At 69.1% G+C, this 12,170-nt stretch carries 12 protein-coding genes; 9 read left to right on the forward strand and 3 right to left on the reverse strand.

The window, feature by feature from the left end; translation table 11 throughout:
* Positions 1-53: 53 nt before the first annotated feature.
* Genes ACPTTF_RS07025 through ACPTTF_RS07040 form a run of 4 tightly spaced genes read left to right on the forward strand, consistent with a single transcriptional unit; the run spans position 54 to position 5,020 of the window.
* A complete protein-coding gene (locus ACPTTF_RS07025) occupies positions 54-563 on the forward strand; it encodes a sigma-70 family RNA polymerase sigma factor (protein ID WP_166963004.1) in 510 nt (169 codons plus the stop codon).
* A 3-nt stretch (positions 564-566) separates the two neighbouring features.
* On the forward strand, positions 567-1,553 hold the full coding sequence (locus ACPTTF_RS07030; RefSeq protein WP_423370697.1) for a FecR domain-containing protein: 987 nt from the start codon (positions 567-569) through the stop codon (positions 1,551-1,553).
* Between the two features lie 55 nt (positions 1,554-1,608).
* Positions 1,609-4,185, forward strand: coding sequence for a TonB-dependent siderophore receptor (locus ACPTTF_RS07035; RefSeq protein WP_423370698.1), 2,577 nt, complete (start codon positions 1,609-1,611; stop codon positions 4,183-4,185).
* A 55-nt stretch (positions 4,186-4,240) separates the two neighbouring features.
* Positions 4,241-5,020: a hypothetical protein gene (locus tag ACPTTF_RS07040; RefSeq protein WP_423370699.1), complete on the forward strand. Its 780-nt coding sequence runs from the start codon at positions 4,241-4,243 to the stop codon at positions 5,018-5,020.
* Between the two features lie 15 nt (positions 5,021-5,035).
* Here the strand turns inward: ACPTTF_RS07040 and ACPTTF_RS07045 are convergent, their stop codons facing one another.
* Positions 5,036-5,926 carry a LysR family transcriptional regulator gene (locus ACPTTF_RS07045; RefSeq protein ID WP_423370700.1) on the reverse strand — a complete coding sequence of 297 codons (891 nt, stop codon included), beginning with the start codon at positions 5,924-5,926 and terminating at the stop codon, positions 5,036-5,038.
* Between the two features lie 112 nt (positions 5,927-6,038).
* Between ACPTTF_RS07045 and ACPTTF_RS07050 the strand changes: the two genes are divergently transcribed.
* Positions 6,039-6,464, forward strand: coding sequence for a VOC family protein (locus ACPTTF_RS07050; protein WP_059497887.1), 426 nt, complete (start codon positions 6,039-6,041; stop codon positions 6,462-6,464).
* Positions 6,465-6,596: 132 nt separating this feature from the next.
* Positions 6,597-7,181 (forward strand): flavin reductase family protein, encoded by a 585-nt coding sequence (locus ACPTTF_RS07055; protein ID WP_423370701.1) that lies wholly within the window; start codon positions 6,597-6,599, stop codon positions 7,179-7,181.
* A gap of 42 nt (positions 7,182-7,223) precedes the next feature.
* Here the strand turns inward: ACPTTF_RS07055 and ACPTTF_RS07060 are convergent, their stop codons facing one another.
* Positions 7,224-8,120 carry a LysR family transcriptional regulator gene (locus ACPTTF_RS07060; RefSeq protein ID WP_423370702.1) on the reverse strand — a complete coding sequence of 299 codons (897 nt, stop codon included), beginning with the start codon at positions 8,118-8,120 and terminating at the stop codon, positions 7,224-7,226.
* 97 nt (positions 8,121-8,217) lie between these two features.
* On the opposite strand from ACPTTF_RS07060, the gene ACPTTF_RS07065 reads away from it, so the two are divergent.
* From ACPTTF_RS07065 to ACPTTF_RS07075, 3 genes are read left to right on the forward strand one after another with little or no spacing between them, the layout of a single operon-like run.
* Positions 8,218-9,516, forward strand: coding sequence for a CitMHS family transporter (locus ACPTTF_RS07065; RefSeq protein ID WP_423370703.1), 1,299 nt, complete (start codon positions 8,218-8,220; stop codon positions 9,514-9,516).
* Positions 9,517-9,555: 39 nt separating this feature from the next.
* A complete protein-coding gene (locus tag ACPTTF_RS07070; protein ID WP_423370704.1) occupies positions 9,556-10,914 on the forward strand; it encodes an acyclic terpene utilization AtuA family protein in 1,359 nt (452 codons plus the stop codon).
* Entirely contained in the window at positions 10,914-11,225 is a 312-nt protein-coding gene (locus ACPTTF_RS07075; RefSeq protein ID WP_423370705.1) for an AtuA-related protein, read from the forward strand. Before ACPTTF_RS07070 ends, ACPTTF_RS07075 begins: the two co-directional genes overlap by 1 nt.
* Before the next feature lie 30 nt (positions 11,226-11,255).
* Here the strand turns inward: ACPTTF_RS07075 and ACPTTF_RS07080 are convergent, their stop codons facing one another.
* Positions 11,256-12,077 (reverse strand): carbon-nitrogen hydrolase family protein, encoded by an 822-nt coding sequence (locus ACPTTF_RS07080; protein ID WP_423370706.1) that lies wholly within the window; start codon positions 12,075-12,077, stop codon positions 11,256-11,258.
* Positions 12,078-12,170: the final 93 nt, after the last annotated feature.

The raw sequence follows: 12,170 nt of genomic DNA on the forward strand, positions 1-12,170 counted from the left end.
TAATCATTCTCATTTACAAGATCGTTGACGCCTGCGCACCCCGGAACCCGGCCATGTCTGCTGACCAGCTGTCCCTCCATCGAGAAATCGACGCCCTCTATACCGGCCACCACGCGTGGCTGCGCGGCTGGTTGAGCCGGAAGCTCGGTTGCGCGCACCGTGCGGCCGATCTGGCGCACGACACGTTCATGCGCCTGCTCGCGCGCGACGAGCCGATCGGTGCCGACGAGCCGCGCGCGTTCCTGACGACGGTTGCGCAGCGCGTGCTGAGCAACCACTGGCGGCGCGAGCAGATCGAGCGCGCGTATCTCGATGCGCTTGCGCAGCGGCCTGAAGCGTATGCGCCGTCGCCGGAGGAGCGGGCCGTCGTGCTCGAGATGCTGCTCGAAATCGACCGGCTGCTCGACGGCCTGCCGCTCGCGGCGAAGCGTGCGTTTCTGCTCGCGCAGCTCGACGGGCTCACGCAGGCCGAGATCGCGCGCGAACTCGGCGTGTCGCTGGCGACGGTGAAGCGCTATCTCGTGAAGGCCGGCACGCAGTGCTTCTTCGCGATGGCGGCCTGACCGATGGCCGCCCCGGGAGCGCCGGCGGTGCCGCCGCAGGTTGCGCGCCGCGCGGTCGAATGGTGGGTCGACCGGCAGGCCGGCCGCACCGGCGAAGCGTTCGACGCCGCGCTCGCGCGCTGGCGCGCGGAGGATCCGGCGCACGACGCGGCATGGCGCCATATCGAAACGATGCAGCACCGGCTCGGCGGGCTGGCGGCCGGGCTCGACCCGCAGGTCGCGCGCGCGGCGCTGCTGCCGCCGCGTGCGGGCCGCCGCCGCGCGGCCGTGAAGGCGCTGGCCGTGCTGCTGTTCGCGGGCGGCGCCGCATGGATGGCCGAGCCTGCGCGGCGCGCGGTGATCTGGCCGGCGGACCTGCGAACGGCGGTCGGCGAACGGCGCACGGTGACGCTCGCGGATCGCACGGTCATCGTGCTCGACACCGATACGGCGCTCGACGTGCGCTTCGACGACACCGCGCGTCACCTGCGCCTGCTGCGCGGCACGATCATGGTGACGAGCGGCCACGACGAGCGCGTGCCCGCGCGGCCACTCGTCGTCGCGACTGCGCAGGGCGAGCTGCGGCCGCTCGGCACGCGCTTCACGGTACGGCAGCGCGACGGCGCGACGCGTGTCGAGGTGTTCGCCGGCGCGGTGCGTGTGCAGCCGGCCGACGCGCCGGCCGGCACACGCGTGATCGCGGCCGGAGAGGGCACGGCTTTCACGCGCGACGCAATCAGCGAGCCGACGCCGCTCGATGCGTATGCGTCCGCGTGGACGGACGGCATGCTCGTCGCGTCGCGCATGCGGCTGGCCGACCTCGTCGCCGAGCTCGACCGCTATCGCCGCGGCAGCCTGCGCTGCGACGGGGCCGTGGCCGACCTGCGCGTATCGGGCACCTATCCACTCGACGATCCCGCGCGCGTGCTCGGCACGCTGAAGGCGACGTTGCCGATCGATGTGCGCTACCTGACGCGCTATTGGGCGACGGTCGTGCCGGCCCGTTCCTGAAGCGCGTCGAAAAAAATTTCCGCCGACCTGAGCTGTTTCTCGATGTTCGCGTGACATGGGTAATGAAAGCAGCACTGGCCCATCGTCCACCGACTTCCCGATCATGGTTTCCATCCGTCTCACCTATCGGCGCCGTCCGGCGCCCGACCGACATCTGCCGCGCGCCGCGCGCCCGGCCGCACCTGCCGCGCCGGGTCGCCTCGCGCGCCGGCTGGCCGGCGCCGTCCTGGTGTCCGCGCTGCTGCCGCTGCCCGCGCTGGCCGACACCGACACCGATGCGGTACCGGCCGCGCAACGTGGGGCGCGCCGTGCGTTCGACATTCCGGCCGGGCCGCTCGAAGCGGCGCTGAACCGGTTCGGCCGCGACGCGGGCATCCTGCTCGCGTTTCCGGCCGAGCTGACGGCCGGCCTGACGAGCGGCGGCGTGCAGGGCCGCTTCGACGTCGACGGCGCGCTCGATCGCCTGCTGACGGGCACGGGGCTCGTCGCGTTGCATCAGCCCGGCGGCGGCTACACGCTGAAGCGCGCGGACGGCACGGTCGCACGACCCGTGGCGGCCGGCGTCGCCGCGGGCGCCGAGTTGCCCGCGATCAATGTGCGCACCAGCGCGCTGCGCGCCGAAAGCTATCGCGCGCCGAAGGAGGCGGGCGTGCTGCGTTCCGACATCCCGCTGCTCGACACCGCGCAGGCCGTCAACATCGTGCCCGCGCAGGTGCTGCGCGACCAGCGTCCGCGCAATCTGGACGACGCGCTCGGCAACGTCAGCGGCATCACGCAGGGCAACACGCTCGCGGGCACGCAGGACACGATCATGAAGCGCGGCTTCGGCGGCAATCGCGACGGCTCGATCATGCAGAACGGGATGCCGCTCGTGCAGGGGCGCGCGTTCAACGCGGCGGTCGACAGCGTCGAGGTGCTGAAGGGGCCGACTTCGCTGCTGTACGGGCTGATGGACCCGGGCGGCGTGGTCAACGTCGTCACCAAACAGCCGCAGCTCGTGCGCTACAACGCGATCTCGCTCGGCGCGTCGACGTTCGGGCACGGCAAGAACGGCGGCAGCGCGACCTTCGATTCGACCGGGCCGATCGGCGATTCGCGGCTCGCGTACCGGCTGATCGTCGACCAGTCGAACGAGCAGTACTGGCGCAACTTCGGCGAATACCGGCAGACCTTCGTCGCACCGTCGCTCGCGTGGTATGGCCGCGATACGCAGGTCGTGGTGTCCTACCAGTACCGGACATTCCATTCGCCGTTCGATCGCGGCACGGCGCTCGACCCGCGCACCAACGCGCCGCTCGACATTCCCGCGCGGCGGCGCATCGACGAGCCGTTCAACAACATGGACGGTGAATCGCACCTCGCGCAGCTGAGCGTCGATCACCAGTTCAACGCCGACTGGAGCGCGCATGTCGGCTACAGCTACAACCGCGAAACCTACGACGCGAACCAGTTGCGCACGACGGGCGTCGATCCGGTGAAGGGCACGATGACGCGCAGCAACGATGCGACGCACGGCTCGCTCAGCACCGACAGCTACGGGATCGGTTACGTGAACGGCAAGCTGACGCTGGGCGGGATGCGGCACGACGTGCACGTCGGCTTCGATACCGAATACCGTCGCATCTACCGCAAGGACATGCTGAGGCAGGCCGTGAAGACGCCGTTCAGCTATATCGATCCCGTCTACGGGCTGCTGCCGCCGTCGAGCACGGTGTCCGCGAGCGACAGCGACCAGACCGACACGCTGCACGATGCATCCGCATTCGTGCAGGACACGATCCACCTGACCGACAAGTGGATCGTGTCGGGCGGGTTGCGCTACATCACGTACAACCAGGTCGCGGGGCGTGGCCGGCCGTTCAAGGCGAACACCGATCTCAGCGGCTCGAAGTGGCTGCCGCGCGCGGGCGTCGTCTACAAGTGGACCGACACGTTCTCGCTGTACGGCAGCTATTCGCAGTCGCTGAAGCCGTCGTCGTCGATCGCGCCGATGACGGGCTACATCATCGACGGTGCGACACCGCCGGAGGAAGCGACCGCGTGGGAAGTGGGCGGCAAGCTCGACCTGCCGGGCGGGATGACGGGCACGCTGGCATTCTTCAACATCGACAAGAAGAACGTGCTCGTGTCGCAGTACAACGACGCGACCAAGCTGACCGACTGGCGCACGTCGGGCAAGGCGCGTTCGCGCGGGATCGAGCTCGACGTGTCGGGCAGGATCGGCGAGCGCGTGAACGTGATCGCGAGCTACGCGTACATCGACGCGAAGACGACCGAGGATCCGCTTTACGCGGGCAACCAGCTGTGGAACGTCGCGCGCCACACGGCGTCGCTCGCGGCCGTCTACGATTTCGGCACGGTGGCAGGCGGCGACGACCTGCGCATCGGCGCGGCGGCGCGCTACGTCGGCGCGCGGCCCGGCGATTCGGCGAACAGCTTCACGCTGCCGTCGTACGTGCTCGCCGATGCGTTCGCCACGTACGACACGCGGATCGGCAAGCAGAAGCTGTCGTTCCAGCTCAACGTGAAGAACCTCTTCAATCGCACCTATTACCCGTCGAGCGCGAACCGTTACTTCGTCGCGATCGGCGATGCGCGACAGGTGTCGCTGCTCACCACGCTGCAGTTCTGACCACGCAATCGCCGCGCGGCCGTCACGGCGGCGCGCGGCTTCGGAGAAGATCCAGATGAACCGGAACATGAAGACCGGCGCCGTGCGCGCCGTGGCCGCCGGTGCGCGGCGTCGCACCTTGCGCGCGATCGCGGGCTCGGTGCTCGCGATCGGCGCGGGCCTGGGCCTCGGCGCGGGTGCGGCCGCCCCCGCGTGGGCGGCCGATGCACCGCAGGCCGTCACGCGCGTCGCGATGCTCGTGCAGCTGCGCGGCCCGAACCTGAAGGTCGACGAACGCATCGGCCAGCATCTCGGCGAACGCGGCTACGCGGTGCGCCTGATCGACGAGTCCTCTACGCCCGATGCGGCGCGCGACGCCGACCTGGTCGTGATTTCGTCCACGGTGTCGTCGAAGAACGTGCGGCCCGGCTGGCGCACGCTCGACAAGCCGCTCGTGACCTGGGAAAACGACCTGCTCGACGATCTCGCGATGACGGGCAAGCGTCATGACGTCGACTTCGGCGAAACGGGCAAGGAACGCTACCTGTGGCTCGTCAATGCGCCGCACCCGATCTCGGCCGGGCTGCCGGCCGGCGCGACCAACGTGTACGGCAAGCAGGCGCCGATGAGCTGGGGCAAGCCGGGGCTCGGCGCGATCACGATCGCGACCGTCTACGGCCAACCCGACAAGGCCGCGATCTTCGCGTACGAGAAGGGCGCGACGATGGACTACGAAGCGCTCGCGCCGGCGCGCCGCGTGATGTTCTTCCTCGACAACGACACGTTCGTGAACCTGTCGCCGGCCGGTGTCGCGCTGTTCGATGCGGCGGTCGACTGGGCGGCCGGGCGGCGCTGATCGACGACCTCGGCGCTATGCCACCTGCGGCGGCAAGCGCCGCCGCGACGCCGCTTCGATCAGTTGAGCCAGTTGCTGCGCCGGCTCCGACATCGTCCGCCGCGCGCGATGCACGAGCCCGATATCGCGGTGGAACGTGTGATGCCCGAGATCGATCGCGCGCACGCCGGCCGGCCAGCGGCGATACACGGCGGTCTGCGGGACGATCGCGACGCCGACGCCGTGCTCGACCAGCTTGACGATCGCGTCGAGCTCGTCGAGTTCACAGGTCTCGCGCACCGCGATGTGCATCTTCCTCAGAAAGCGGTCGACCTGGCGGCCGCCGAACGACGCGCGGTCGTAGCGCACGAACGGCTCGCTCGCGAGCAGTTCGGCCCAGTCCTTGCCCTTCACGCTGCGCGGCACGATCAGCCGGAACGGTTCCTGCGCGAGCGTCGTCCAGTGCAGGTCGCTCTGCAGTGAAAACGGCGGCCGGATGATCGTGGCCATGTCGATCTCGCCCGCGTCGACCCGGTTGACCAGTTCGATCGACAGCCCCGGTATCACGCGCGTGCGGCACGCGGGATGCTGGCGATGGAAATCGGCCAGCGCGGCCGGCAGCAGCGCACTCTGGACCGACGCGATCGCGCCGATCGTCACGCGCACGGCGGCCGGCGAGCCGGGCGCGGTCGAGCTCAGGTTCTCGTACAGGCCGATCAGCGCTTGCGCCTGACCGAGCACGTGATGACCCATTTCGTTGAGGCGGGCCGACCGGCCTTGCCGGTCGAACAGCGCGAAGCCGAGTTCGGCTTCGAGGCGCTGCATCTGCGCGCTTACGGCCGCCTGCGTGAGCCCGATGCGGTTGCCGGCCGCGGCGAACGTGCCTTCCCGGGCGACGGCGACGAGGGTTTTCAGTTCGCGGATCATTCATCAATTCCGTTTGTGAATGGCGCAACTATATATTGATTTAATTTCTGCTTGACCTTGACTACCATGGTGCCGTCCTCGCGTCACGCGAGCGTTCCTTCACGAGGCAACCATGAGTCTTTCCCCGTTTCACCTGGCGATTCCGGTCTACGATCTGGCGGCCGCGCGCGATTTCTACGGCCGTGTGTTCGGGCTGGAAGAGGGGCGTTCGAGCGCGCAATGGGTCGACTTCGACTTCTACGGGCACCAGCTCGTGATCCACGAGCATCCGAAGACCGCGTCGCAGGAAGGCGCGCATACGAATGCGGTCGACGGTCACGACGTGCCGGTGCCGCATTTCGGGATCGTGCTCGACTGGGCGAGCTGGGAAGCGCTGGCCGAGCGGCTGAGGTCGTTCGGCGTCACCTTCGTGATCGAGCCGTACGTGCGGTTCCAGGGCCAGGTTGGCGAACAGGCGACGATGTTCCTGTTCGATCCATGCGGCAATGCGCTCGAGTTCAAGGCGTTCCGCGACATCGGCCAGCTGTTCGCGAAGTGACGCACGGGGCCGTCAGCGCCGATTGAAATTGGGTGCGAGAATGCGGCCTTCGGCCGGGCCGCGCGCACGCGCACCGGCCGGCGCCGCGCCGCATGGCCTTCGTCCGTGCGCGCCGTTCTCCAAGGAACCCGTATGGACAGTCATATCGCTCCGGTGGAGCTGAAGAAAGCCTACCGTCTTCTCAACCACGGGCCGACCGTGCTCGTGTCGGCCCGCCACGGCGGCGTCGACAACGTGATGGCCGCCGCGTGGGCGTGCGCGCTGGACTTCCTGCCGCCGAAGCTGACGGTCGTGCTCGACAAGTCCGCGAAGACGCGCGAGCTCGTCGAGCGCAGCGGCACGTTCGTGATCCAGGTGCCGACGGCCGCGCAGCTGCGGCTCACGCATGCGGTCGGCAGCCACAGTCTCGCCGAGCGGCCCGACAAGCTGCGCGAAGCGGGCGTCACGCTGTTCGACGTCGACGGCCACGACCTGCCGTTTGTCGCCGGATGCTCGGGCTGGCTCGCGTGCAAGCTGATTCCCGAGCCGCACAACCAGCAGACCTACGATTTGTTCATCGGCGAAGTGGTCGGGGCGTGGTCCGACACGCGCGTGTTCCGCGACGGCCACTGGTATTTCGAATCGGCCGATCCCGCGCTGCGCAGCCTGCACTACATCGCGGGCGGCAATTTTTATGCGATCGGCGAATCGCTGCACGTCGATCCGGACGCGAAGTAAGCGTCGGGCGGGCGATCGGTTCCGCCGATCCGGGCGCGCGGTTCACGCGCGCTTTTTCAATTCCGCCAGCATGGTTTCGGCGAACGCCTGCGCGACGCGCGGCAGCGTGCGCCCGCGTTTCGTGACGAGCGCGATCGGCCGCACGAACGCGGGATCGTCGATCGGCCTCGCGACCAGCTCGGGCTCGGCGCGCACCTCGCGCGCGGTCGCCGGCAGGATCGTCACGCCGAGGCCGCCGCGCACCATCGCAACGGCCGTCATCATGTAGGTCGGTTCGCACGCGATGTCGGGCGTGCAGCCGGCCGCGTCCAGCGCGGCGTCGACGACGCTGCGCACGCTCGTGCCCTGCGCGGTGAGCACGAGCGGCACGGCCGCGACGTCGGCGGTGCTCACGCGGCGCTTGCGCGCGAGCGGATGATCCTTCGGGCATACGGCAACGAGCCGGTCGGCGCCCGCATACAGCACCTCCAGCGACGCATCGAACGTATCGCCGCCCGTCAAGCCGAGATCGGCCTCCTCGTTGCGCACGAGCGCGGTGACGAGGCTCGCGACGCCGTCGCGGATCTCGAAGCCCGCACGCGGCACGTCGCGCCGGAACGACTGGATCAGCTCCGGCAGCACGCTGGACGCGAAGGTCGGCAGGCACGCGAGCCGCACCGTGCCGCTCGTGCCTTCGCCGAGCGCGCGCGCATCGCGCAGCACGCGCTCCATGTCGTCGAGCGAGCGTTGCAGCAGCGGCAGCAGCTCGCGCCCGGTCTGCGTGAGCGCCACGCTGCGGCTGTTGCGATCGAACAGGCGCGCGCCGACGATTTCCTCGAGCCGGCGGATCTGCACGGTCAGCGCCGGCTGCGACAGGTGCAGCCGCGCGGCCGCGCGCGTGAAGTTGCCGGCCTGCGCGACGGTGACGAATGCGCGAATGTCGCGAAGATTCAGATCCATAACGGTTCGTGATTGCTGCGATCAAATCATTTCAATTGTGCTATCGCTGCGCCGACCTTACGCTCGTCTCCAACAAAAGACAAGGTAGGAGACACGGATGCTGCCGTTACTCGGGCTTGGCACGATCGTCGTGCTGCTGGCCGCGATTCTGTCGAAGCGGATGTCGCCGCTCGTCGCGCTGATCATCGTGCCGATCGCCGCGTCTTTGATCGGCGGCTTCGGGCTGCATACCAGCAAGTTCGTCATCGACGGGCTGAAGGGGCTCGCGCCCGTGGTCGGGATGTTCGTGTTCGCGATTCTCTATTTCGGCACGATCACCGATGCCGGCACGCTCGACCCGATCATCGACCGGATCCTGCGCGCGGTCGGCACACGGCCGACGCGCATCGTGATGGGCACGACGCTGCTCGCGCTGCTGATCCATCTCGACGGCTCGGGCGCGGTCTGCTTTCTCGTGACGATTCCGGCCGTGCTGCCGCTGTACGACCGGCTGAAGATGGACCGGCGCGTGCTGGCCGCCGCGGTATCGATGGCCGCGGGCATCAACTTCCTGCCGTGGACGGGGCCGATGATCCGCGCGTCGGCGTCGCTGCACCTGCCGGTGTCGGCGCTGTTCAATCCGCTGATCCCGGTGCAGGCGATCGGGCTCGTGTTCGTGTTCGGCGTCGCGTACTGGCTCGGGCGGCGCGAGGAGAAGCGGCTCGGCCTGTCGCGCGACGATGCGTCGATTCCGTTGCCGAGGCGCGAACTGACACCCGACGAGCAGGCGCTGCGCCGGCCGCACCTGTTCTGGTTCAACCTCGTGCTGACGCTCGTCGTGCTCGGCACGATGGTCGTGATGGGCGAGAAGATCCCGCCCGCGATCATGTTCATGGTCGGGCTGTGCATCGCGCTGATGGTCAACTATCCGGACGTCGACATGCAGCGAAAGCGGATCGACGCGCATGCGCGCGCGGCGCTGATGATGGCCGGCATCCTGCTCGCGGCCGGTGTGTTCACGGGGATCATGCAGGGCAGCGGCATGCTGAAGGCGATGGCGCAGGCGGCGGTCGGTTTCGTGCCGCCGTCGATGGCCGGCCACATCCCGGTCGCGCTCGGCTTCGCGTCGATGCCGCTCAGCATGCTGTTCGATCCCGATTCGTTCTACTTCGGCGTGCTGCCCGTGATCGCGGAGGTGGCCGGCCAGTTGGGTGTGCCAGCGGTACAGGTTGGGCAGGCCGCGCTGCTCGGCCAGATGACGACGGGGTTCCCGGTCAGCCCGCTGACGCCCGCGACGTTCCTCGTCGTCGGCCTGTGCGGCATCGAGCTGGCCGAGCACCAGAAATTCACGTTCCCGCTGCTGTTCGGCGCCTCGATCGTGATGACGATCGCGTGCGTCGTGCTGGGCATCTTTTGATCTTTCCCGGCGGCGCACCCGCCAAACGACGGTACGGACATGACAGCAAAGCAACCTGAACGGCGCGTGCGCATCGGCGCGGGCGCCGGCTACTCGGGCGACCGGATCGAACCCGCGGTCGAACTGGCCGAACACGGGCAGCTCGACTATCTCGTCTTCGAATGCCTGGCCGAGCGCACGATCGCGATCGCGCAGCAGGCGCGGCGCCAGGATCCGTCGCTCGGCTACGACCCGCTGCTCGACGCACGGATGCGCGCCGTGCTGCCGGTCGCGGCGGCGAAGGGCGTGCGCATCGTGTCGAACATGGGCGCGGCGAACCCGCGTGCGGCCGCACGACGCACCGCGCAGATCGCGCAGTCGCTCGGTATCGCGGGGCTGAAAGTCGCGGCGGTCGAAGGCGACGACGTGCTCGACGTGGTGCTGCGCGGCACGTTCCGCTTCGAGGAATCGGGCGACGACGTCGCCGCGTATCGCGACCGCATCGTGTCCGCGAACGCGTACCTCGGCGCCGCGCCGATCGTCGACGCGCTCGCGGCCGGTGCGGACGTCGTGCTGACCGGGCGTGTCGCCGATCCGTCGCTGTTCGCCGCGCCGCTGATCCACGCGTTCGGCTGGCGGATGGACGACTGGGACACGCTCGGGGCTGCGACGGTCGTCGGCCATCTGCTCGAATGCGCAGGGCAGGTGACGGGTGGCTATTTCGCCGACCCCGGCTACAAGGACGTGCCGAACCTCGCGCGGCTCGGCTTCCCGATCGGCGAAGTCGCGGCCGACGGCTCGGTCGTGATCACGAAGGTGCCGCACGCGGGCGGCCGCGTGAGCGCGGCGACCTGCAAGGAACAGCTGCTCTACGAGATCCACGATCCGGCGCGTTACCTGCAGCCCGACGTCGTCGCGGATTTCACGCGAGTCACCGTTGCCGAGGAGGCGCCGGACCGCGTGCGCGTGACGGGCGGGCGCGGCACGGCGCGGCCCGACACGCTGAAGGTGTCGGTGGCGTACGTCGACGGCTGGATCGGCGAAGGCCAGATCTCGTACGGCGGCCCGGGCGCGCTTGAACGCGCGCGCCTTGCGCTCGAGATCGTCCGCGAGCGGCTGGCATTGACCGGCGTCGCCGCGACCGAATTGCGCTTCGACCTGATCGGCGTCGATGCGCTGTATGGCGACGCGACGCCGGCCGTGCGCGGCGAGCCGGCCGAGGTGCGTGTGCGGGTGGCCGGCCGCGCGGCGAGCGCCGCCGAAGCGGCTCGCATCGGCAACGAAGTCGAGACGCTCTATACGAACGGGCCGGCGGGCGGCGGCGGCGCGTTCAAGTCGACGCGCGAGGTGATCGCCGTGCAGTCGGTGCTGTTGCCGCGCACGGCCGTGACGCCGTCGTTTTCATTCGTGGAGGCATGATGCAACTGCGTGAACTCGCGCATGCGCGCACCGGCGACAAGGGCAATACGCTGAACGTATCGGTGATTTGCCGCGATCCGCGCCATTACGATCATCTGCGCACGCACCTCGATGCCGACGCGGTGAAGGCGTGGCTCGCGGGCATCGTGCACGGCGACGTCGTGCGTTACGAACTGCCGGCGCTCGGTGCATTCAATTTCGTGCTGCGCGAGGCGCTCGGCGGCGGCGTCACGCGCTCGCTCGCGCTCGACGCACACGGCAAGTCGGTCAGTTCGGCGCTGCTGGCGATCGAGGTGCCCGACCCGGCGTGACGGAGGGCGCCGCGCCGGGCGGGCAAGCGCTTACGGAATCAGCAGTTCGCGAAGGCCGTTGGCGTGCTCGATACGTTCGCCGGCGAGGTGCAGGCGCCGATCCCTGCGATAGTCGTAGACCGCGCGCGACGCGGCGAGCTGGTCGAAATCGAGTTCGACCGCGTGACGCGATTCGGTGTTGCCGGCCTCGAAGATCAGGTTGCCGAACGGATCGGCCGCGAGGCTGCCGCCCGCGAACACGACATCGTGCGTGCTGCCGCCGACGCGGTTGGCGACCACCGCGAACACCTGGTTCTCCATCGCCCGCGCCGTTGCCGACGTGCGGTGGACCGGGCGGTACGGCTCCATGTTGCCGTCGGTGATGAGGATCAGCTCGGCGCCGAGTTCGGCGAGCGCGCGGCCGGTTTCGGGGAATTCGTTGTCGTAGCAGATCAGCAGGCCGATCCGCACGCCGTGCCATTCGATCGTCGCGTAACGGTCGCCCGGCAGCACGACGCCGTGCTCGCTCACCCACAGATGCGTCTTGCGATAGCGCAGCGCGATGCCGCCCGGCGTGACGAACACGGTGGTGTTGTAGAAGCGGCCGCCGTCGTTCTCGATCAGCCCGACCACGACGGCAACGTCACGCGCGCGTGCGGCCGCGATGACCGCGCCGACGCTCGGGCCGTCGAGCGGCTCGGCGCATTCGGCGAGATTCGACGGATCGAGGAAGCCGGTGAGCTGCGCTTCCGGGAACATCACGATGTCGGTGCCCGGTGCGCAGGTCGCGATCGCGTCGAGCGTGCGCTGCAGGTTGTAGGGCGTGTCGCCGTCGCGACCGGCGAGCTGGACGATGTCGAGCTTCAGTTTCATGGGCGGTTTCGGTAAGTGGGACCGGCGCGGCCGGCTCCGCAACAATGGATGTCGGAACGCCCGAGTATGCGCCGAACCGCCGGTTTTCCCATC

The organism is Burkholderia crassaminum, assembly GCF_964265005.1.
Lineage (GTDB): Bacteria > Pseudomonadota > Gammaproteobacteria > Burkholderiales > Burkholderiaceae > Burkholderia.